Origin of the sequence: Geobacillus sp. PK12, from assembly GCF_004123125.1 — a bacterium.
Lineage (GTDB): Bacteria > Bacillota > Bacilli > Bacillales > Anoxybacillaceae > Geobacillus > Geobacillus zalihae.
This window is the reverse complement of record NZ_SDKL01000039.1, coordinates 1-21,362: the sequence shown is the minus strand read 5'-3', so window position 1 is coordinate 21,362 and position 21,362 is coordinate 1. Positions and strand designations below refer to the sequence as shown.

The following is a 21,362-nucleotide window of genomic DNA, read 5'->3' as shown; positions in this document are numbered from 1 at the left end:
CGAAACAATTCACAAAAAATTTAGCACATTCCTTCAGAAAAGGGGAGAGGGCTTTCTGAAAGAATGTGCAAGAAAATGGGCGTTTTGTGCTGAAATAAAATGATAATTTACATTACAGATTCTCAGATCCCCATGTACCTTCTACTTTTTAATTAGCAACACACAACACTCCACATGCGTTGAGTAGTGATCGCAGATATCGAGATAGTAGCAGTGTTCACCTAATCCTTTTTGATAAAAAAAGAACAGCAGGAAACAATACAAATCAGCCATGATAGAAGCATGATTCCAAAAACGAGATAGTTCTTTTGGGATGTTTAGTGCAAAATAAAAGTGCAGAGATGCGCAAAACAAACGTTATGCATAGGGTCTTTACATGGAATAGCAGCCATGATGACCTGCTTAGGTTTGCCAAATCTGCTACAGCTGGCTGCTTAGCAAAAGAATCATGGCTGCAGAGGCTCCATATTAAGCCTTTAATAGCGAGAATTTGGTTGAATTTTTATTCAATATGACAGAATTTATATACTGAAATACTCTGCACTTTTTTCTTACAAAAAACAACAAAAGCTGAGTGATTGGTTGGCGATAACTTGTTCCTCTGTTGATGAAAACTCAATTATTTGTAAAACTCATTTAGAAAACTGCTCAGGAGGCATCATACGCTCCCCGTAGGAATTTCCCGCTTTGATACCTCAATTTGTTATTCGTAATTGTTAGCCGCTACAAAATTCACATCAGTACCCCTTTATAGTTTGCCTAATCCTTAACCGTTATTTATCAGATTCACGAAAATTGAATTAATTGTCGAGAGAGTTAGCCAAACAATTTTCATAAAAACCGGGAGTGTTATTTCACCGACACTTATATCTATTGAATGAGCCAATCTATTACGATAATTAAGGCCTACATCTCTATCCTCATGTAAAAAATAATATCTAGTCCAGCGATGATGGTGTTCACCAATTATATTGTCTAATACACCCACATTATTACTTGAAGTCCCTAGGATTGTACCAAGTGTTATCCTTGACCTTTCAAAAAAGGCATTCTCTTCAATACATATATAAATAAGTCTAAGTACTTTCTCTAGAAATGTGATCACAAACATTGCTTTCATCTGGTAAAACACAGCTTCACTAGTATCCCTACTATCACAAAGGATCATTATTAACGCATCTATATCCTTATCTAAGTCATCGTATTTTGTATCGTGATTCAGAACCTCGAAAATAGAGTCAATAACCATTTTTAGAGAATCCCTAAATTCGTTTACTCTATTCGGTTTTCTAAACCAGTAAAGCAACGACATTGAATGACTAGTGATCAGTCGATCCATTGCACTGAACTTCCCATATGTAAAATACTGGTTGGAGTTAAAAGGTGTTCTTACCAAATCAACTAATGAAGGTTCATAACTCTTTGCCCCTTCCTCCAATATTGAGTACCAAAGATTATGAGTGTTTAGCCGATGTGTTATTGTCATATATTTTGTAAAATAGTCTAACCCTATTTTATCCAATTCTTCCATTAAATCATCATATGAAGCTGTTGATAATTCAAAGTGGAATTCTTGGCCATTCTCTAACAAGAATTTCTCTGCCTCTTCGTTAATTCTTCTAAGATAATTCTCTATTTGTCTTGAATGTTCGGAACGTATAAAATACAGTGTTTTATTCGCTCTGTGAATGATGGTTTGCAAATAATAAACATGCTGTGTCCCGCTATTGAACTGATTCTCAATATACCTATATATTTTGTCTCCCAATTCACATGCAATGTCCCTAAAATTGCTTTGATATAATCTTTCAACCGTTTCACAAATATTTTCAAATCTATAGGCACAGAGTTTTTCAAAATTGTCATCATCCAGCAACAAACATCTCATTAATTCCCCATTATTATCCTTTAATATATTTGACAATTCACTAAACTTATCGTAAACAAAAATAGGCATTTCCCGTATCATATATTCCAAAATACCTGAGTTCTTAAGTACATTGTAAAATTTTATAATTAGCTGTATTGTCAAGTCTTTAACTCCACTTTTGAAATACTTATTATTATATCTAAAAATATCTTTATAAGATGACGCAATAAATTTTACTAAACTTGAGTTATTGACTTGATTCAATTTGCTCGCTGAATATTTAATAACCTGTTTTAACTGCCCCTTATAAGGCTCAAGCAAATAGTCAGAATCTTCGTTGTATAGGGTTACGAACTTCAAAAACAAAACATCAATGTAATCATTTATATCATCAATACATCCAAAGCTCTTCTTTTCATAATAACTTTTCATTTCCTCAAAATTATCAATTATTGTTCTAATCGTATGGGGAGTACTTAGGTCAGAGATATCATACTTTTCTAAAGTTATTAATACCTTTTTCTCATCGTATAAACTTGAAATAAAATTCATTAATTTAACCACCCTGTTACTTACTTGCGATCTCCGTACAAATCTAATGAGCATGTTGCCACTTAATATATTTATTCGGCTAGTTGAGCAATTAAGGCCCAACTAACCGAATATTCTTTAATAAGTTTAGATACCAGCAAAATGTTTTCAGCTACGCCCCCACAATATCTTCTGAATTTCTGTTAATCTCATCGATAATGCTAATAATCCTCCGCGCGTCATCCATGTTGTCTTTAAAGAGTTCAACAATGCTGCCGACGGTTTTAAACGGTTCTTCCTGCAGCACCCGCTTGTCCATGACTCCGTTTTTCACAAAGTAATCGATGATCAATTTGGCTACGTAAACTGTTCAATGACCGTCAGCGGGTTCGTAATGCCGCCTGTCCAAAACGTTTCCCATATTTTATCGACTTTATGGCGCAATTCGCCTGTGAGCATGGCTTCTATGTACCTCCTTGTGATTTCCAATCTCTATTATATACGGTTTTCGATACAAAAAGGGGAAGAAAAATACGTTTTATGCCGGTTGACGCTCAGGAAGACAGAGGGTGACATTTGGGGCAAAGAAACTCCAACTGTGCTTTGCATGAAGCGGGAGTCGTTCACCATAACCGTTCGAGGAACACTTGCAAGTGTTGTGGATTCTCAATAGGATGGATCTCATCCAGCCCCCAGTTTTGCAGGCGGATGAAATCTTTATCATGTCATTCGTGTCGTCATGGCCGTTTGCCCAATTCGACTGCAAACAACAAGGCCGGATCCACCGGCCCGTTGTCTTATCTCAACCGAATTTTCGCCACACACTCCACATGCGCCGTGTGCGGAAACATGTCCACTGGCTGGACTTCGATCGTTTCGTAGCCGCCGTCTTCTAGGATGCGCAAGTCGCGGGCGAGCGTCGCCGGGTTGCACGAGACGTAGACGACGCGCGGCGGTTTCATGGCGATGATCGTCTCAAGCAGCGAGGCGTCACAGCCTTTGCGCGGCGGGTCAACGACCAAGCAGTCAGCGCGGATGCCTTCTTGATACCAACGCGGGATGACGTCTTCGGCGGCGCCGACTTCGAAGGTGACGTTTTGGATGCCGTTGAGTTTGGCGTTGCGCTTGGCGTCTTCGATCGCTTCGGGGACGATTTCGACGCCGTAGACGTGTTTCGCTTTACGCGCCAAAAAGAGCGAGATCGTGCCGATGCCGCAGTAGGCGTCGATCACCGTCTCCCGCCCGGTCAACTCCGCGTATTCGAGCGCTTTGTCATACAGCACTTTCGTCTGTTCGGGGTTGACTTGGTAAAACGAGCGGGCCGAGATGGCGAATTGAATGCCGCCGATGCGGTCGGTGATGAACTCGCTTCCCCATAACACCCGCGTTTTGGCGCCGAAAATGACGTTCGTCCGCTCGGGGTTGACGTTTTGCACGATCGATTTCACGCCCGGAATGGCGCGGACGATGTCACGGACAATGTCCTGTTCGTGTGGCAGATGGTCCGTGCGGGTGACGAGCACGACCATCACCTCGCCAGTTGACGCGCCGTAGCGGGCGACAATATGGCGAAGAACGCACTTGTGCGTAGCTTCGTCGTATGGGGGAATACCATAGCGCTCGGCGATGCGCTTCACGGCCTGGACGACGACATCGTTCGCCTCTTGCTGGATGAGGCAGGCGTCCATATCGATGATTTCATGCGTCCGCTCCTTGTAAAAGCCCGCCACCAAGCCCCCTTCGCGCTCGCCGACCGGCACTTGCGCCTTGTTGCGGTAGCGCCATGGGTTCTTCATCCCGATGACGGGATGGATGGTGACGCCTTCTAGCTTGCCGATGCGGGCGAGCACTTCTTTCACCTGCTTTTCCTTCGCTTTCAGCTGGCCTTCGTAGCTGAGGTGTTGCAGCTGGCAGCCGCCGCATTGGCGATAGACGGGGCACGGCGGCTCAACGCGGTCGGGGCTTGGTTCGTACAGCTCCACGAGGCGGCCGTACCCATACCCTTTTTTCACTTTGATCGCTTTCACCTTCGCCCGCTCGCCGGGAAGCGCGTGTTTCACAAACAACGGAAAGCCGTCGACTTTCGCCACCCCGAGCCCGTCGTGGGTCAAATCGGTGAATGTGACGTCATAATACTCGTTTTTGGCGACTGGTGGTTGCTGCTTCGTCATGTCGTTCTCCTTTCTGCCGTTCCTCTGTATATGTAGCGTGCCCTTTATAGGGGAAAGGCATAAGAAAAGAACAGGCTTATCTTCCTGTTCTCACTTGTTCTGCCTTTTCTTTTGGCATCAATACGTCAATATGGCGGCGCAAATTGACGAACTCCCCTGGAAGCATGCCGCCGAATTCGCCGTCTAAGTTCAGCTGCATCGGCGAGTGCACTTTCACCCGGTTCGCTTTCGTGTAAATGACGTGTGGGTCGTTGATGTGCTCGCCGCGCGCCGCGAGGGTGACAAGGCGGATGAATTCGGCCAAGTTCGTTTTCTTGACGATGATAAAATCGAACAAGCCGTCATTCAATGATGAATCGGGTGCCAGTTTTTCAAACCCGCCGACCGAGTTCGTGAGCGAAACTAAAAACATCATAATCTCACCTTCGAACAGTTTGCCGTCATACTCAATTTGCGCTTCGGTCGCCTTGATGGACGGCAACATCTCGATCCCTTTCAAGTAATAGGCGAGCTGGCCAAGCATCGTTTTCAGCTTGCTCGGCACTTCGTAGGTGAGCTCGGTCAGGCGCCCGCCGCCCGCGATGTTGATGAAATAGCGCGTTTTGTCTTCGTTCGTCACACAGCCGATGTCAATCGGGACGGGCTCACCCGTGGCGATCACGTCGCACGCCCCTTCAATCGAACGCGGCACGCCGATGGCGCGGGCGAAATCGTTCGTCGTCCCAACGGGAATGACGCCCAGTGTCGGCCGATGCGGCTGATCGGCGATGCCGTTGACGACTTCATTGATCGTTCCGTCGCCCCCTGCGGCGACAACGAGATCAAATTCCCGCAGGACGGCCTGGCGCGCTGCTTCCGTCGCATCCCCCGGCCCTTCGGTGGCGTGGCACGACGTTTCATAGCCCGCCTTTTCCAACTGCACGAGCACATCAGGCAAATGGCGCTTAAACAACTCGCGACCCGATGTCGGGTTATAAATAATTCGAGCTCGTTTCATTATTCTCAACCTACTTCCTTTTTTTCCATTCCACTCGTTCCCATCATAACGAAACAACGCTTGATGCGCAACTCCGACGAATGTCGTGAACAAGGCGGCGAGAAACAGCGCCCTCGGGTTCAAGCGAAGGGCGCTGTGGGAGGATAGGCATCATTCTGTTGTCTTCGCCTCTTGGGACGATGCTGGCGCACCGAGCGGCTGGGCATGGGCGGGTGCGCCCCCTTGGGCGATGTTCTCAAGCAACTGCTTCACATCGATGCCCGTTGACGCTTTTAACGTCTCCTGCAAGCTCGCCATTAAGTTCGTCGCATAGCCCGTGACGCGGTTGGCGCCGCCCCCCGCTCCTGAGCCGGTGTCGACGATCGTCAGCTTCTCGATGTTCGCAAGCGGGCTCGCCACTTGTTTCGCATACTCCGGAAGCATCTTGATGATCATGTCGAGCACCGCAGCCTGGCCATAGCGCTCGAACGCTTCGGCGATCTTTTGTTTCGCTTCCGCTTCGGCGAGGCCTTTCAGTCGGATGATTTCCGCTTCCGCTTCCCCTTTCGCTTTCTCCGCCTCGGCTTTTGCCAACCCGTCGAGTCGGACGCGCTCCGCTTCCGCTTTCGCCAGCGTTTCGACGCGGTACTTTTGCGCATCGGCTTCGGCGATTTGTTTCGCCTTTTCCGCCGCCGCTTTTTGTTCGATCGCATAGCGCTCGGCATCGGCTTTTTTCTTCACTTCCGAGTCGTATTGGCGCTCGCGGCGCAAAATTTCTTTTTCTTCGAGCTCGATTTGTTTTTGCCGCTCGATGATTTTGATTTGCATTTGTTGGGCCATCACTTCTTGTTTCGCCTTCGCTTCCTCCAAATGATACGCCTGGTCGGCGCGCGCTTTGGCGATGTCTTGTTCGCGGCGGAACTCGGCGAGCTTCAGTTGGTTGATTTTCTCCGCTTCGGCGATTTCCGTCAGCCGCTCGAGCTCGGCTTTGCGCGCTTCCTTGTCCGCTTCGGCGCGCTTGATGCGCGTCTCTTTTTCCGCCTCGGCTGTTGCGATGTCGGCGTCGCGCTTCACTTGGGCGATGCGCGGTTTCCCGAGTGCATCAAGGTAGCCGTTTTTGTCGCGCACGTCTTTGATCGTAAACGAGACGATGACGAGCCCCATTTTCGCCAAATCTTGCGACGCGACACGCTGCACTTCTTGCGAAAACTTGTCGCGGTTTTTGTAAATTTCTTCAACAGTCATTGACCCGAGAATGGAACGGAGATGGCCTTCGAGCACTTCTTTCGCTTCGTTTTCCATATCTTGGCGTGTTTTGCCTAAAAACTGCTCGGCCGCGGTCGCGATTTCGCCGATTGAGCTGCCGACTTTAATAATGGCCACCCCGTCCGCCATCACGGGCACGCCTTGTTCGGTGTACACCTCGGGCGTTTGCACGTCAAGCTTGATCGACAATAGGCTCAGCGGCTCAGCCTGTTGGAAAATCGGCACGACGAACGTGCCGCCGCCGCGGACGATTTTGATTTTGTTTCCCGATTCATCGACATGAACGTTTTTGCTTCCTAAGTAACTGCCCGTTACAATGAGCGCCTCGTCCGGCCCGACGGTGCGGTAGCGGGCAATAAAAATGGCAATAAGGCCGACAAGAAGCAAGACGACGACACCAATGACCATCAACCATGGCGCAACCATGACAAGTCCCCTTTCTTTGTTTTAGATGGAAAGGTGATACGGATCGTGCCTCGCCACCACAGCGACGCCGTTTTCCATTTGTACGATGATGACCTCTTCCCCTGACGGAATGGCCTCATTATTTGCGCTTTTCGCCGCTTTGGCCACCGCGCCGCTTTTACGGGAGATGAGAATTTCGCCCAACCCGTCAGGCGGCACCGAGACGATCACTTTAGCAAGCGCCCCCTCCAAATCGGCGTCCGTATACCCAAGTGACGCCTCAGCCGAACGGAGCGGCAAAAAAACGAAAAAGTGCAACAGCAACACAGCAACAAGCGCCACGCCGATGGCAAGCCACAGAACCAAGCTCGATGCCCAGTCTGTGTACCATTCCGCCAGCAATCCGACCGCGCTGCCAACAATGAAAAACGATAAAACTAGCTGCGGACTGAACAGCGGATGATCAGCCACATCGAACAAACCGTCAAGCACATCGCTGAAGAAAAAATACAAAACCGTCAACAACGCACTGACGACAAGCACCCATCCGTACACAACTTCAGGCGAATGGCTGAACAACTCCCCTCCCTCCTTTCCCCTTCGCTTATACATACGGCGAGGGCAGCCATTGGTTTCATCATTTTTCCAATGTCATCAAAATTCGACAATCCTCCCTGATTTCCTTCTTCTAACAGCAGAAAAAATGCAGGGAGACCGGCAGGATTTTGCATAGTGCAAGGCGAATCAAGCTATGCGAATCTAAAAACATATCGGGAGGAAGACCATGTCAGAAACGCGCATTGACCACGATCGGCTGTTTAAAGAGTTGTTGAGCACCTTTTTTGAAGAATTTGTTCTCCTCTTCTTTCCTCACGTACACGAACAGATTGACTTTCACTACCTTTCCTTTTTATCAGAAGAAGTGCTGACCGATGTCACCGCGGGTGAAAAACATCGAGTCGATTTATTGGTCGAGACGAAGCTGAGAGGAGAAGATGGACTGATCGTCGTCCACATCGAACATCAAAGCTACATCCAATCCTCGTTTTCAGAGCGAATGTTCATTTATTTCAGCCGCTTGTTTCAAAAACACCGCCGCCGCATTCTTCCGATCGCCATCTTCAGCTATGATGCCATCCGCGATGAACCATCTTCATTCACCGTTTCGTTTCCGTTTTTGACCGTTCTCGATTTCCGTTTTTTGACGGTGGAATTGTCCAAACTCCCATGGCGCACATACATCCGCCATGACAACCCGGTCGCCGCCGCCCTGTTAAGCAAAATGGGGTATAATGAAGAGGAGAAGGTGGAAGTGAAAAAGGAATTTTTGCGCATGCTCACCCGCCTCGAGCTCGATGAGGCGAGACAGCGTCTGTTGTTCGGCTTTTTCGAAACGTATTTGCGGTTATCGGAGGAAGAAGAAGTCCGACTGCGAAATGAGGTGAAGACCATGGAGGAGAAGGAGGCTGCCAAAGTCATGGAACTTATCGTGTCATACGAGCAGAAAGGCATGGAAAAAGGAATGGAAAAAGGAATGGAAAAAGGAATAGAGAAAGGAATGGAGAAAGCAAAGTTGGATGTTGCGAAACGAATGTTGGCAAAAGGATTTGATGCTGACACGATCCATGAACTGACCGGACTGCCGCTAGAAACGATTGAACAATTGAAGCCATGAGAAGGCAAACCCCTTCTCCCTGAATCATTCGGGTTGCCGCCCCCCATTTCTCCAAACTTTGGAACATCTTCAGGGAGAAGGTCTTTTCATCGTTCTTCGCTTTATTCCTCTGAAATCCCCATCCGCTCCAATTCCCGCCCAAGCTGCCCCGTAAGCATGAGCCTGTACATGCGAAAATCGGCCCGAAGCGACCAAAACGGATGGCCGAAGGTGGCGGGCTTGTTTCCTTCGATGAAAAAGTGGCTGAACCAGGCGAGCGCATAGGCGGCGATTGGCGCGCCGAGCAACCACCACGCATTCCTCGTCGCGATCGCGATGATCACAAACAAAAACACGAAGCTCGTTCCGACAAAATGCCAACGCCTTGTCGCTCGTTTCCGGTGCTGGGTCAAATAAAAGGGCCAAAACTCTTCATAATCGCGGAATTCCATCTCCCTTTCCCCCTTCGACGGATGCGGCGCGCCGCCCACGAATGCCGCGAACGAGCAGCACCCAGTACCCGATCATGTACAGAAACAGCACAAGCGACAGCCACGCCCACCATTGCCCTTCGATGAGGGATTGCTGCCAGTAGGCGAACGGATCGACGCCGACCCTGGCGATGGTGTGAAAATTGTTCAGAAAAAAGAGCGGCACTGCGATCACCGCAACGAGCGAATACAAGCGGCGAACCGTTCCTTTCACTAGCATCGCCACACCGACAATCAAGGTGGCCATGCACATAATGTAGTACAACACGGACATCCATAGCGGCGCACTCGGACCCATTTCAAATCCCTTTCAAATCCCTTTTCATCCGTCATAATGGCCATATTCGATGAGAACCAAAAGAGTTCCTTCCTGTTAGAACGATGTTCCCTTCCTCTGTGAGGGAGCGGCTGCTCAAGTTCAACACACATTTGGCCTGCACCCACAAAGCTCCCCTTCATAATGAATTGTGTTTTCAAGTTGCGGGAAAGAGTGTGGGAACACAGAAGGACGTAACTCTTAGAACGGGATCTCCTCCATTTTTGGGATCATGCCCGCTCAGCTGCAGTCAGTTCGCTTTTGTTATGTTTAGCACTTGAGAATCAATACCTAATTCTATATACATGCAACATGAAGAGTTAACTTCTCAGTCATCCTGCACACCCTAAGCGTTGCAGCACTTCCTGCGGACGTTCGTGGATGTCGTCCGCAAACCGAGCAATGGCCTGGACGATATCGTTTCGATGTTTGTGAAACACATTGGCGATCACGGTGTCTTTCAGCCATTTCCACAAGCTGAATGCGGGCGTGATCCAACACCAAGACGATGAGACGGTCTGGATAGCGCTCTTTGAGCATTCTCAAGAAATTCAAGAACGTCGCGGCATTGGCGCGGCAGTCGTTTGATGAAGCACCGTTTCGCCATCGTGGATGTTGACCGCGCCAAACCGCGATACGTGGGCATGATGGCCGAACGTCGGCACTTGTTTTTGGCGGCCGACTTCTGACCATGTGGACCGCAAGACATGGTAAGAGCGGATATGGGTTTCATCGATGTACAGAAGAACGGCATCTTCTGTGTCCTTGGTGATCAAGTTTTTTGATCAGATCCATTTGCTTTTCCAATTGCTTTTGCTCATCCGGGTTCCCTTTCGCCAGTGTGTACGTCGGTCGTGTCCACGACAGCCCTTTGCGGTGCAGGAGTTTTCGCAGCGCTTCGCGGGAAATGGAAACACCGAATTGCTTTGCGACATAGGATTGCAGGAGTTTGGTGTTCCACGCCGAGGCGACGTCCCAGCCCAGTTCGGCGGGAGTGGTGGTCAACACAAGCTGTTTGATCTTTTCCTGCTGTTCTTCGGTGAGAAACGGCTCTCGCCCGGGGGCGAAATCCCGATGAAGCAGGAGTTCAAGGCCGCCTTCGTTGAACAGCGACACATAATGGGAAACGGTTTGTCGGCACACGTTGACCATGGAGGCCGCTTCTTTGCCCGAATAGCCTTCCATGACGAGGCGAACGGCCATCACCCGTTGTCGAAGAAGGGTGTTTTTGATTTTCCGTTCCTGTTTGCGAAGTGTCCGAGGTGTCCATCCGTGATCGTTGGTGATTTTGAGACGTTTCATGCAGAATTCCGCTCCTTTTCCATACTTTTCCTTAGGGACAGTATAACCGGAGTGGGCACCGCTTATGCGAAGGTTAACTTTTCAATGAGCATGTATATACAATGAATGGTCAAAACATCAGCAACAATCTGCTGATCCATTCATGCAACGAACATACCAGGACACTGACCGCTCGCTTTCGTAAGCGTAAATCACGAATCATGCGGAAGACAACAACATGAGTCATACAAAAACGGGTCTCTTAATCATACGGTTCCTCTCCTACATGAATGATCGTTATCCGTTACATGTGAGGAAAATATTGTAGGTCATATTCATGTTCCCCAACAAGCGCAGTGGAGTGAAAAAAGAAAAAGATATACAAAACGAACCTGTCCCTGCTATAATGTCAATTGAAAAAAGAACCAATATTGGAGAAAAACGTTCATGAACGTTCAACAACATGCCATTGTCAACCACCTACATGTAGAATGGACGAATTTCGTTACCAATGGGTGTTAGTGGATTTACTTAAGTGATAAATAATGACTAGGGGTTTTCTTGCACTTTTTCAACTAGACAGGGGGAGCAACAGATGCCAGATGTGACTATATCGATTTGGACTGCTGCAGTCGGCTTTTTTCTCGGTTTCTTGGCATACTTTTTTAAAAAATGGTGTCCTTCTTTATATGTACATATCCTCACTGCGATACTCGGAATCGGATGGATCGTCTATGTGTTCTTAGATCAAGGGTTTATAAAAACGGTGCCCATTTTTTTTATATTTGGATTTAGCTTTTTTAGCTCTCCGGTACCGGAAAGAAGCAAAACCCAATTGAAAGAGATCATCGATCAACTAAAAGAACAAGGTGCGAGAGAAATAGTCTTGTCTAAAAATAAAGAGCGCCTATTAGCGGATTTGTTATTTTCCGGATTTTTCATCGTCATTGCTGTTCTTTATTTCCTTTTCGGGCCGAATTCCGCGATTACGTTCATCCTTTTATATAGCTTCATCTCTCTTTTTGTTGGGCTGACAAAAAGAGTGGGACTGCTTCGCTCTCTCCGCCTTTTTTACGCAGAACACGAAGAAGCATTATATGCTGTATCTTTGTTTGAAACCAAAAAATATCCATTGAAGGAACTTTCAGAAGTAAGCGTTCAGACAAGGCCGGATGTGTTGCAACTATTCCAGCTTTTTTCTTTGTTCTCTCCTAATATGGACTATACGACCAGCATGGGGAAAACGTGGAAGTTATCTTTTTCCGGTGAAAAAGTTTATCTCACCCCTGATCCATTAGAATCGATGGATTTTCTCCTTAAAGGAGAAATACATAAAACGGAAGAGTTCGAAGTAAAGCCTTTTTATCATCCGAAAAATTGGAAACGACTTTTAGGAAAATGGTATTTTGCAGCAACGGTGAAAGGGGTGGGAGCTTATGCAGCCCTTCTCACACTGTTTACTTTGCTGGGGATCGGGCCGATCGCAACAACCGCTGTTATTATACTATTTTGGATATTCAATCTATGGATTTCGGATCGCGTATTGAAAATCGCTTTAGATATGAGGAAAATAGACGATCCCGATTTGCTGCCCATCATCGAGAAAGTCTTTTCACGTGCCGGCCTTTCTCATGTTGATATTTATGTTACGGAATCGGCCGAATATAACGGTTTTGCGATAGGTGCGAATATTGGTCGATCATTGGTAGCGTTAACTTCAGAAACGCTGAAACTTCCCCATGAAGCCATTGAAGGCATTTTGGCTCATGAGGCGATTCATGTGAAAAAGCGAGATGTCTTGATAGGACAGTTATTGCGATTTGCGTTGATCGGGTTAGTTTTTGCTGGTGTTTTCCTTATCCATGAAGCCTTTCCAAATTGGCTAGAACATAATCAAATCTTTGTTTTTCTCGGCCTATGGCTCTTGATTTTTCTGCTTCCTGCTTTCCAATCTCTATTCACACAGTGGATGGAAGTCCGGGCAGATCATTTAGGAGCAACGCTGTTGGACGGTGGGAATGCTCAAATGGCTAACAGTTTGACGATCCTGTGTGAATATCAAGATCGAGCATTGGAAAAGTCTGTAGGATACCACATTGATTTTAAAAACGAGCAAGAAGCAAATAAAAAGGACAAAAAAATCTCTTCCTTAGAAAGAGATTCTTGGTTTTTTAGATTTTTGGAATTCCAGTTTATGCCCCATCCGCCCATGTATTGGCGTGTTCATGCGCTTCAAACAACAGAAACCGAATGGAGCATCAGGAAAATCAAATTATGGTGGTGCAGCCGCTTCCGAGAGTCGTTGCCCAATTGAAACCGTAGGTGAGCAAACTTACTCATCTCCATGGACAACTGAGATCCCTTCGTGAGACTTCGCTGTTGTACATATGAGGCACGAACGTCCTTGTGGCTCGTAGTAGGCACGCCTATTCTAGCCAAGGAATTCGGTCCTTGTGACAACAGCAAACGAAGCCCTTCCTCCAACATCATTCCGAGCGAAGTGATGATTCGGATCATGGGGCCCCCTGTATTGAGGGCGCACCCACTCTCGGACATGCAACGGCTGCACGTCGTCCTGCCAGCTCTCGCAATATGAGCAGACTCGATACAAAAAGTGCTGACGACACGGAATCAACGTACAGCCGTCTCATTTCGCTTTATACTCCAGCATCATGAGCAAGCGCCGCACACGAAAATGAACATCGCCTCTTTCCAGCCGCTTCGGCTGAAAAGAGGCGATGTCTTCTTACGACTGGCTGCTGTCTCTCGCTTTTAAGGTGACCGATACGGTCGTCTCAAACCCGTCGCGATAGATCGTCAGTTTGATGCGATCACCGACCGCTGTTTTCGTATACAAATATTTGCGCAACGCGCTGACGCTGTCGATTTTCTCCCCGTTGATCGCCGTGATGACGTCTTTCGATTTCAATCCGGCCGCGGCGGCTGGGGAGAACGGTTCGACGGACGTGACGGCCGCCCCGCTTGTGATGTTCGACGGCAATTTCAATTCATTCGTGCGGACATCATCGGACAAATCCGCCACATCGACAAGCTGGACGCCAAGGTACGGGCGTTTGATTTTCCCATCTTTCATCAGCTGCTCGACGATCGGTTTGACGTTTTCGCTCGGGATGGCAAAGCCGAGCCCTTCGACGCCCGTTTCCGCGATTTTCATGCTGTTGATGCCGATCACTTGCCCCGCGCTGTTGATGAGCGCCCCGCCGCTGTTGCCCGGGTTGATCGCGGCGTCCGTTTGGATGACGTCGATTTCCCAATCGCCCGCTGACGTTGAGACGGGCATCGTCCGTTTGCCGCTGACGATCCCTTCCGTCACCGTCCGCGACAAATCAAGGCCGAGCGGGTTGCCGATCGCCGCGACAGGCTCGCCGATTTTCACCTTCGACGAGTCGCCGAAGCTCGCCACTTTCGTCACCCCTTCAGCAGGGATTTTCAAGACGGCGAGGTCGGTGAGTGCATCCGCGCCGACGATGTCGGCGTTCACTTTCTTGCCGTTCGCGAGCGCCACTTCGACTTTGTTCGCCCCTTCAATGACATGGTTGTTCGTCACAATGTAGGCCGCATTGCCGTCTTTTTTAAAGATGACGCCCGACCCCGTTCCCGCTTCGGTATCTTGCGCTTGATCAGAGAAAAAGTCCACTTGCTTCTGAATGTTGACGACCCCGACGACCGCATCGGCGACTTTGTTAATAGCGTCAATCATATTCGTGTTGACGTTCGCCGTCGGCTGCAATGGCAGCGCCTCGCTTTTTGCGGTCGTTTCCGCTGTTTCCGTTTGGGAATTCGTTTCTTCATGCATCCATTTCGGCGCCACATACCACGTCGCCGCGCTCCCAATCACCGCCCCTGCGACGGAAGCGGCGAGCCACGATACAAAGCGGCCGCGGCGTTTCGGTTCTGGCGTTGGGGTTGGTTCAAATGGCATCATGTCCATGGCTCATCTCCTCCTTCGTGATCCCTAATCGCATATACGACATTTTTGTGCGAATGGCCGCCAAGCAGTGAAATGGCGGGCGAAATACGACGATGCCACCGACATCGATCGGTCTCGCATAAAGGGAGGACCAGCGGCACTGTTTCCTCCGATTGTTCCGATGCATCGTTTCATCCCTTCCTGCGTACGTTATGTCGTCTCCGGCGCTGGCGTCATCCGCTTCTGCTTCCGCCTCCGTCCCGCTGCGAGCGTGCGGATCGACAGGAAAATCCCCGTCGCGGTCAAAATGATCATCGCCACCGCCGCGACATCAACCGCCCAGCGGATGTCAAGCGAACCGATTCTCCCTTCGTGCAGCTGGCGGACGAACATCATCAGCGACGATCCCCCTTCCTCGGCACGCGGAGTCATCGGGGCCGTGGACGCTCCCGTCCCCGACGTCTGCCCCGCCCCGAACGCGTTCATTCTTTCCTGCGCGGCGCGGTGCATCTCGCCGCGCTCCGCCTGGCCGATCAGCCACGGCTCGGATAGAAGGAGCCCCGTCACCGCCTCAACAAGCAAAAAGATCGAACTGATCAGCCCAATCCAAAGATGCAAATTCCTCATTTTCCTCATCGCCGTTTGCCTCCTTTTCCTCTTCGTCCATCATGATAGCCAAGGAAGGTGAAAAAATGGTGAAAATTCTTTTTGAGAGAACAGCCTTCTGCGCGGCGAATGGGCTGCGTTTTCACCGTTTTTTCACGAACGATTTGATATGATTAAGAAGGAAGAGAGACAGAACGGGAGGAATGGCGATGAAAATTTTGCTGGCCGAGGACGATCTTCACCTAGGGGAGCTGATCGTTCATTTATTGAAAAAGAAAGGGATCGACCATATCGATTGGGTGCAGGAAGGGGAAGATGCGTACGATTACGCCATGGCGGAGTTTTACGATGTCGTCGTGCTCGATTGGATGCTTCCAAACGGCGATGGGGTGGACATTTGTCGACGGTTGAGGCAAAACGGCTACACAGGCGCGATTTTGATGTTGACGGCGAAAGACGCCGTCCACGACCGCGTCACCGGGCTTGAGGCGGGAGCGGACGATTACTTGGTCAAACCGTTTGAAATCGACGAGCTCGTCGCGCGGCTCAAGGCGCTCGCACGGCGGACGTTCGTCCCGCTTCAAGAGGAAAAAGTGGCGTTTCACGGCTTCACCTTAAACCGGACAAGCCATACGCTCCATCGCGGCGATGAAGAGATTTTCCTCACTCCACGCGAGTTTCAGCTTCTCGATTTGCTCGTGCAAAACCAAGGGCAAGTCGTGCCGCGCGAAACGATATTGGACCGCGTTTGGGGGTGGGATGCCGATGTGTCAATGAAAACGATCGACGCGACAATCAAGCTATTGCGCAAAAAGTTGAAAGACGATGTCATCCAAACCGTTCGAGGAGTGGGGTATAAAATTGAAAAATAACTGGAGGGAATGGCGCGACTGGCTGCGCCGCCTAGGAAGCGCCGACTTGTTCCGCCGCGCCCATTGGCGGCTCACAGCGCTCTACAGCGGCATTTTCACCTTGTTTCTCGCCTTGTTTATCATGATCGCCGCTGCACTGTTTTACTGGATCGCCACCTCTGACCAAGAGCGGCGCATCAGCCGCCTCGCCGAGCAAGAGGCGAGTACGATCGAACAAGTGCTGCTCAAGCAAAGCAACTTCGACTTGTTTGATGATGAAAATGTCATTTTGTTAAGCGAAGACCAACTCTTTTTTTACGTCATCGGCCCAAACGGCGGCCTGCTCGCCGGGGATGAAGTGCATCCGCGCCTGCGTCCGTATTTTTTAAACGCCTTGTCCCATCTCAAGGCAAATGAGCGCGCTCCCGTCTACATGAGCGTCTCTTTGCCGGAACATATGCCCGGCCTCGCGCGCGAAGCGGCCCGCGACTGGCGCGTGCTCGCCGCCGCCCGTCCGCTCGTCATCCACGGCGATTTCGTGGGCATGCTGTATATCGGCATGGACGTCACGTCGTTTTTCGGCGTGTTCCATTGGCTGCTCATTGTGCTCATCGGCTTGGCCGTTTTGTTTCTTGCTGTCGGCGTCGCGCTCAGCTTCTTTATGTCCAAGCGCGCGCTCGCACCGATTGAAGAAGCGTACGAGCGGCAGCGCCAGTTCGTGGCTGACGCCTCGCACGAGCTGCGGACGCCGCTCAGCGTCGTCTTCTCGTCCGTCGAGGCGCTTTCGCTTGAGGAGGATGTGATGAAAAACGACTTTGCCCGCCGCTTGCTCGACCGCCTGCGTGACGAATTGAAGCGAATCACGAAACTGATGAACGACTTGTTGACGCTCGCCCGCGCGGATGCGAAACACGCCGCGCTGGAGCTTTCAAAACAAACGTTCGATTTCCGCCCGCACGCCGAGCGCACGTTCCAGCTCATGTCGGAACTGGCGGCGAAAAAACAGATTACGATGCATTTTCACGCTCCCGAGCAGGCGATTGTCACCGCCGACCCGGACAAATTGACGCAGCTGTTGTACATTTTGCTTGACAACGCGATCAAATACACCCCCGAAGGCGGCGAGGTGACGCTGTCGATCCGCACCGAGCCAAAGCACGTGTTTCTTTCCGTCAAGGACACTGGCATCGGTATTCCGTCGGAAGACATCGGCCGCATTTTCGACCGCTTTTACCGCGTCGACAAAGCGCGCTCTCGCCAACAAGGCGGCCACGGCCTCGGGCTGTCGATCGCCAAATGGATCGTCGACGCCCACGGCGGCGCGATCCACGTCCATAGTCAAATCGGGGAAGGAACCGAATTTCTTGTTCGTCTTCCTCGCTAAATCCAGGGGGACAAAACAGCAAGGCCAAGGCTTCCTTCCCCCAACAGAACGCGCCGTCGAGTGAGAAAAACGAAACATAAATATTGTTGTTGCGAATCGAACGTATTCATGTTATGATTTAAAACGTGATGACCAAATCGTCCATTTAGTCAAAACAAAGGATGAATGCCCATGTCGGATAAAAAACAACAAATTATTGATGCCGCCACCCAATCATTTTCGCTGTTCGGCTACAAAGCAACGACAATGGATCAAGTAGCGAAGATGGCTAATGTCGGCAAAGGAACGATTTATACATTTTTCAAAAGCAAAGAAGAGCTGCTTGACCATATCGTTTCCTCTGTTATATCCGAAATTAAGCATGAAGCGGATGCGGCTATGGATGATCGTTTGCCGTTCAGCGAAAACGTCCAACGCGCCTTGCAGCGTATTTTTACATTCCGTCAAGAACATGAATTAACCATCAAACTTTTGCAAGAAATGCGGGATATTGGCACCGCAGCTGTACGAGATGTGATGAAACGCCTTGATCGCGAAATGATTGCCTATATTCGCGAAAAAATTGAAGAAGCGATGGCAAAAGGGGACATTCGCTCTTGCGATCCAGAGTTAACGGCATTTTTCATGTTTAAAATGTACATCGCACTAAGCATTGAATGGGAAAAAGAGCACGAACCATTGTCTCAACAAACCATTGCCGAACTGTTTGATCTGTATTTGCTGAAAGGATTGTCTCCATGATAATCCTTCACTTTTTGGGCTAAAAATGACTAAATGGACAAATCAGTCATAATTATAAACAAAGGAGGTTCGGGCATGCACGCATTTCAATTATGGTTGAAAGAATGGAAGGCCATTCTGACCAACCGCAAAGTACTGATTCCTGTCATAGCTGTATTATTCATCCCTCTTCTATACAGCGGCATGTTTCTATGGGCATTTTGGGATCCATACGATCATTTGGATGAACTTCCCGTCGCTGTAGTCAACCAAGACAAAGGGGCGGTTCTCAACGGCAAAGAGATTCATCTTGGGGAAGATCTTGTCGAAAAGTTAAAAGAGAACAAGCAGTTTGACTGGCATTTTGTAACCGAACATGAAGGGGAAAAAGGGTTAAAAGAACAAAAGTATTATATGCTCATTCAAATCCCTGACGATTTTTCCCGGAATGCGACAACGCTGCAAGACGATCATCCGAAAAAACTGCAGCTCATTTACAAACCGAATGAGGGATTTAACTTTCTATCGGCACAAATCGGTCAAACTGCAGTTGAAAAAATAAAAAACGAAGTAGCGAACGCCATAACAGAAACATATGCCGAAAGCATGTTTGATACGATTCAAACCGTCGCTGACGGATTGACAAAAGCGAGCGACGGAGCCGCACAACTGCATGACGGACTCAGCCAAGCACAAAACGGAACAAACCGACTGTATGATGGCATGAAAAAAGCACAAGACGGAAGTGAAACGTTATATCACCATTTAGCGACACTCGCGGAAAAATCCGTGAGCTTTACTGACGGACTGCACCAAGCTGCCAGTGGCTCATTGCAAGTTCAAACCGGAATCGAAACGCTTTACAACGGGATGAAACAAATGACCGCTGGGCAAGAGAAACTCCTCTCCGGAGCCAAGCAGGCTCAACAAGGAACAGCGAATCTTGCTTCAGGGACAAGACGCGTATATGAGGGGATGCAAGCGCTCGACGCCCGCATTCCGCAACTTTTACAAGGATCTGAACAATTGAGCGATGGAGCGGCAAAGCTCACAGCTTCACTGGCTCAGTGGCAGGAAGGAGCCGCACAAGTTCAAACAGGAGCAGCACAAGTCGCAAACGGTCTTGAGCAGTTGGACACACAGTTGGATGCGCTCATCAAGGCAACTCCCCAAGCGCAACAGAGAGCCGTATACGAACAATTAAAACAGCAGATCATGAAGCTATCATCAGGAAGCCAACAAGTCAAAAACGGCCTTGCACAGTTAAATAGCGGCGCCCAATCGTTGCACTCTGGAGCCTCTTCTTTGCACGAAGGAGCCCGACAGCTGCACGAAGGGCATATCGCTCTCGATCGCGGAATCGACAAACTGCTTGCCGGTCAACAACAACTTGTCAATGGAGCAGACGCACTGGCGAATGGCCAAGAACAACTCGTCAGCGGCATGAACACAATGTATGAAAAAATGCAAGAAGCTGCACAAGGAGCAAGCCAGCTTGCCCATGGCAGTGGAACACTTTCTTCAGGCCTGCAAACATTGGCTCAAGGAGCAGATCAGCTTCAAGATGGCACGCGTCGGTTGGCAAACGGTTCACAACAAGTAGCGGATGGAACGAAGGAATTAACGAACGGGACAAAACATTTGCAAGATGGTGTCAACCAACTGACAGACGGCTCAAAAGAATTGGCGAATAAGTTGAAAGAAGGAGCCGAACAAGCAAGCGATGTCAAGGCCAATGAGGCTGTCTACGACATGTTTGCCCAACCAGTGAATCTCCACAAGGAAGAAATCAATAAAGTGCCGAACTACGGAACAGGGTTTACGCCGTACTTCTTGTCACTCGGATTGTTTGTGGGTGCGCTGTTGCTTTCCATCGTCTTTCCGCTTCGCGAACCAGCAGGGGTTCCACGTTCGCCATTGCATTGGTTTTTGGCTAAATTCGGCGTCTTGATCGGCGTTGGGATTTTGCAAGCACTGCTGGCGGATGTCGTGTTGCTGGTTGGACTCGATTTACACGTAAAAAGCGTCCCGCTCTTTATCGTGTTTAGCATTGTCACTAGCATCACATTTTTATCTGTCATTCAATTTCTTGTTACCGTGTTCGGCGATCCAGGAAGATTTATCGCGATTGTCGTGCTGATTTTGCAATTGACAACAAGCGCGGGAACATTCCCGCTCGAACTGATTCCACGCTCGTTGCAACACTTTAACGCATGGCTTCCGATGACGTATTCGGTTTTCGGATTGAAAGCGGTCATCTCAAGCGGTGATTTCTCGTTTATGTGGGAAAACATCGGCAAGCTGCTGCTATTTGTTGTTGCCATGATGATGGGAACACTCGTTTATTTGACTATCCAACATCGCCGCCAATTTGCAACAGTCGTCGAACAAGCTTCTGAAGCGTAATGCTTCAGAAGCTTGTTTTTTTCTATCGACCCTTGCCATCGTTATCATTCTTTCATGATTTCTCTCTGATGCAAGGGACAATGATGGAGAACCGTTTTTTCACGTTCTCCATCACCTTTCGCACCTTCTCAATGAAAATTAAGAGGATTTTTCTTTGTGTTTACTTTGTTACGAAGCAAAACGTGAATTGACGTTCAAACAATCTCCTTGAAACGTTGCCCTACTCACTGAGCAAACGCTTCAATTCAGTTTCATATTTTGAAGGAAGGACCCCATATTTTCCTGTTTTTTTATCGAAGATCATTGTGTTATTCTTCTTAAACCAAATGTTGTAATGGAATAGCCTGTCCTTCGTTTTTGGATGTTCGAGCCAAAAACGATAGTCGGGTTGACCTTCATCGACTTTAGCTGTTTTTGACCATTCTGCGAATTTCATAATTTCGATTATTCTATTTACTTACCCGTGGTGCTAGTTGAGTGTCAGCGCTCAACCAGCCCTAGTG

At 48.8% G+C, this 21,362-nt stretch carries 18 protein-coding genes and 1 pseudogene; 6 read left to right on the top strand and 13 right to left on the bottom strand.

Translation table 11 applies throughout. The annotated features are described in order from the left end of the window. Positions 1–766: 766 nt before the first annotated feature. The 6 genes and pseudogenes from ETR37_RS13105 to ETR37_RS13080 all read right to left on the bottom strand — a co-directional run bounded on the left by ETR37_RS13105 (position 767) and on the right by ETR37_RS13080 (position 7,798). Positions 767–2,422: a hypothetical protein gene (locus tag ETR37_RS13105; protein WP_069303991.1), complete on the bottom strand. Its 1,656-nt coding sequence runs from the start codon at positions 2,420–2,422 to the stop codon at positions 767–769. Positions 2,423–2,573: 151 nt separating this feature from the next. Beyond that, positions 2,574–2,756, bottom strand: a pseudogene (locus ETR37_RS13100) (hypothetical protein); the annotation flags it as partial. A gap of 442 nt (positions 2,757–3,198) precedes the next feature. Further along, positions 3,199–4,572, bottom strand: coding sequence for a 23S rRNA (uracil(1939)-C(5))-methyltransferase RlmD (rlmD, locus tag ETR37_RS13095; RefSeq protein WP_129447364.1), 1,374 nt, complete (start codon positions 4,570–4,572; stop codon positions 3,199–3,201). Between the two features lie 76 nt (positions 4,573–4,648). Then, positions 4,649–5,569 carry a diacylglycerol kinase gene (locus ETR37_RS13090; protein WP_129447363.1) on the bottom strand — a complete coding sequence of 307 codons (921 nt, stop codon included), beginning with the start codon at positions 5,567–5,569 and terminating at the stop codon, positions 4,649–4,651. A gap of 150 nt (positions 5,570–5,719) precedes the next feature. Then, positions 5,720–7,240 (bottom strand): flotillin lipid rafts scaffold protein FloT, encoded by a 1,521-nt coding sequence (locus tag ETR37_RS13085; RefSeq protein ID WP_129447362.1) that lies wholly within the window; start codon positions 7,238–7,240, stop codon positions 5,720–5,722. A gap of 21 nt (positions 7,241–7,261) precedes the next feature. Next, complete coding sequence (locus ETR37_RS13080) at positions 7,262–7,798, bottom strand: NfeD family membrane protein (protein WP_033013903.1); 537 nt, start codon at positions 7,796–7,798, stop codon at positions 7,262–7,264. A gap of 205 nt (positions 7,799–8,003) precedes the next feature. On the opposite strand from ETR37_RS13080, the gene ETR37_RS13075 reads away from it, so the two are divergent. Then, a complete protein-coding gene (locus ETR37_RS13075) occupies positions 8,004–8,894 on the top strand; it encodes an Rpn family recombination-promoting nuclease/putative transposase (protein ID WP_129447361.1) in 891 nt (296 codons plus the stop codon). 101 nt (positions 8,895–8,995) lie between these two features. Here ETR37_RS13075 and ETR37_RS13070 read toward each other — a convergent pair whose 3' ends face one another. From ETR37_RS13070 to ETR37_RS19390, 4 genes are all read right to left on the bottom strand, one after another. Further along, positions 8,996–9,325, bottom strand: a complete 330-nt coding sequence (locus tag ETR37_RS13070) for an Mpo1-like protein (RefSeq protein WP_129447360.1) — start codon at positions 9,323–9,325, stop codon at positions 8,996–8,998. After that, positions 9,306–9,662 carry a hypothetical protein gene (locus ETR37_RS13065; RefSeq protein WP_223810865.1) on the bottom strand — a complete coding sequence of 119 codons (357 nt, stop codon included), beginning with the start codon at positions 9,660–9,662 and terminating at the stop codon, positions 9,306–9,308. The genes ETR37_RS13070 and ETR37_RS13065 overlap by 20 nt, the downstream gene beginning before the upstream one ends. 569 nt (positions 9,663–10,231) lie before the next feature. Further along, complete coding sequence (locus ETR37_RS19395; protein WP_011229679.1) at positions 10,232–10,456, bottom strand: transposase; 225 nt, start codon at positions 10,454–10,456, stop codon at positions 10,232–10,234. After that, the gene (locus ETR37_RS19390; RefSeq protein WP_015373864.1) at positions 10,410–10,982 is read right to left on the bottom strand and encodes an IS630 family transposase; all 573 of its coding nucleotides are present in this window, start codon (positions 10,980–10,982) and stop codon (positions 10,410–10,412) included. The genes ETR37_RS19395 and ETR37_RS19390 overlap by 47 nt, the downstream gene beginning before the upstream one ends. A 574-nt stretch (positions 10,983–11,556) precedes the next feature. Between ETR37_RS19390 and ETR37_RS13055 the strand changes: the two genes are divergently transcribed. Then, positions 11,557–13,275, top strand: a complete 1,719-nt coding sequence (locus ETR37_RS13055; protein WP_129447359.1) for a M56 family metallopeptidase — start codon at positions 11,557–11,559, stop codon at positions 13,273–13,275. A gap of 432 nt (positions 13,276–13,707) precedes the next feature. On the opposite strand, the gene ETR37_RS13050 is transcribed toward ETR37_RS13055, so the two are convergent. Genes ETR37_RS13050 through ETR37_RS13040 form a run of 3 tightly spaced genes read right to left on the bottom strand, consistent with a single transcriptional unit; the run spans position 13,708 to position 15,528 of the window. Further along, entirely contained in the window at positions 13,708–14,913 is a 1,206-nt protein-coding gene (locus ETR37_RS13050) for a S1C family serine protease (RefSeq protein ID WP_020754555.1), read from the bottom strand. Further along, positions 14,894–15,079 carry a hypothetical protein gene (locus ETR37_RS13045; protein WP_081212707.1) on the bottom strand — a complete coding sequence of 62 codons (186 nt, stop codon included), beginning with the start codon at positions 15,077–15,079 and terminating at the stop codon, positions 14,894–14,896. The genes ETR37_RS13050 and ETR37_RS13045 overlap by 20 nt, the downstream gene beginning before the upstream one ends. Before the next feature lie 23 nt (positions 15,080–15,102). Further along, positions 15,103–15,528, bottom strand: coding sequence for a PepSY-associated TM helix domain-containing protein (locus ETR37_RS13040; RefSeq protein WP_020754554.1), 426 nt, complete (start codon positions 15,526–15,528; stop codon positions 15,103–15,105). Positions 15,529–15,707: 179 nt separating this feature from the next. Between ETR37_RS13040 and ETR37_RS13035 the strand changes: the two genes are divergently transcribed. The 4 genes from ETR37_RS13035 to ETR37_RS13020 all read left to right on the top strand — a co-directional run bounded on the left by ETR37_RS13035 (position 15,708) and on the right by ETR37_RS13020 (position 20,859). Further along, positions 15,708–16,370: a response regulator transcription factor gene (locus ETR37_RS13035; RefSeq protein ID WP_015373859.1), complete on the top strand. Its 663-nt coding sequence runs from the start codon at positions 15,708–15,710 to the stop codon at positions 16,368–16,370. Continuing rightward, positions 16,324–17,733: a sensor histidine kinase gene (locus ETR37_RS13030; protein WP_483299679.1), complete on the top strand. Its 1,410-nt coding sequence runs from the start codon at positions 16,324–16,326 to the stop codon at positions 17,731–17,733. Before ETR37_RS13035 ends, ETR37_RS13030 begins: the two co-directional genes overlap by 47 nt. Positions 17,734–17,904: 171 nt before the next feature. Beyond that, positions 17,905–18,474: a TetR/AcrR family transcriptional regulator gene (locus tag ETR37_RS13025; RefSeq protein WP_129447357.1), complete on the top strand. Its 570-nt coding sequence runs from the start codon at positions 17,905–17,907 to the stop codon at positions 18,472–18,474. 75 nt (positions 18,475–18,549) lie between these two features. Further along, positions 18,550–20,859, top strand: a complete 2,310-nt coding sequence (locus ETR37_RS13020) for a YhgE/Pip domain-containing protein (protein ID WP_129447356.1) — start codon at positions 18,550–18,552, stop codon at positions 20,857–20,859. Positions 20,860–21,362: the final 503 nt, after the last annotated feature.

Bases quoted from the DNA above. Each gene is read 5' to 3' on its own strand.
- ETR37_RS13020 (WP_129447356.1), top strand. From the start codon at position 18,550: ATGCACGCATTTCAATTATGGTTGAAAGAATGGAAGGCCATTCTGACC.
- rlmD (WP_129447364.1), bottom strand. From the start codon at position 4,572: ATGACGAAGCAGCAACCACCAGTCGCCAAAAACGAGTATTATGACGTC.
- ETR37_RS13040 (WP_020754554.1), bottom strand. From the start codon at position 15,528: ATGAGGAAAATGAGGAATTTGCATCTTTGGATTGGGCTGATCAGTTCG.
- ETR37_RS13055 (WP_129447359.1), top strand. From the start codon at position 11,557: ATGCCAGATGTGACTATATCGATTTGGACTGCTGCAGTCGGCTTTTTT.
- ETR37_RS13085 (WP_129447362.1), bottom strand. From the start codon at position 7,240: ATGGTTGCGCCATGGTTGATGGTCATTGGTGTCGTCGTCTTGCTTCTT.
- ETR37_RS13090 (WP_129447363.1), bottom strand. From the start codon at position 5,569: ATGAAACGAGCTCGAATTATTTATAACCCGACATCGGGTCGCGAGTTG.
- ETR37_RS13065 (WP_223810865.1), bottom strand. From the start codon at position 9,662: ATGGGTCCGAGTGCGCCGCTATGGATGTCCGTGTTGTACTACATTATG.
- ETR37_RS13045 (WP_081212707.1), bottom strand. From the start codon at position 15,079: ATGCATCGGAACAATCGGAGGAAACAGTGCCGCTGGTCCTCCCTTTAT.
- ETR37_RS13030 (WP_483299679.1), top strand. From the start codon at position 16,324: ATGTCATCCAAACCGTTCGAGGAGTGGGGTATAAAATTGAAAAATAAC.
- ETR37_RS13025 (WP_129447357.1), top strand. From the start codon at position 17,905: ATGTCGGATAAAAAACAACAAATTATTGATGCCGCCACCCAATCATTT.
- ETR37_RS19390 (WP_015373864.1), bottom strand. From the start codon at position 10,982: ATGAAACGTCTCAAAATCACCAACGATCACGGATGGACACCTCGGACA.
- ETR37_RS13050 (WP_020754555.1), bottom strand. From the start codon at position 14,913: ATGGACATGATGCCATTTGAACCAACCCCAACGCCAGAACCGAAACGC.
- ETR37_RS13075 (WP_129447361.1), top strand. From the start codon at position 8,004: ATGTCAGAAACGCGCATTGACCACGATCGGCTGTTTAAAGAGTTGTTG.
- ETR37_RS13105 (WP_069303991.1), bottom strand. From the start codon at position 2,422: ATGAATTTTATTTCAAGTTTATACGATGAGAAAAAGGTATTAATAACT.
- ETR37_RS13035 (WP_015373859.1), top strand. From the start codon at position 15,708: ATGAAAATTTTGCTGGCCGAGGACGATCTTCACCTAGGGGAGCTGATC.
- ETR37_RS13070 (WP_129447360.1), bottom strand. From the start codon at position 9,325: ATGGAATTCCGCGATTATGAAGAGTTTTGGCCCTTTTATTTGACCCAG.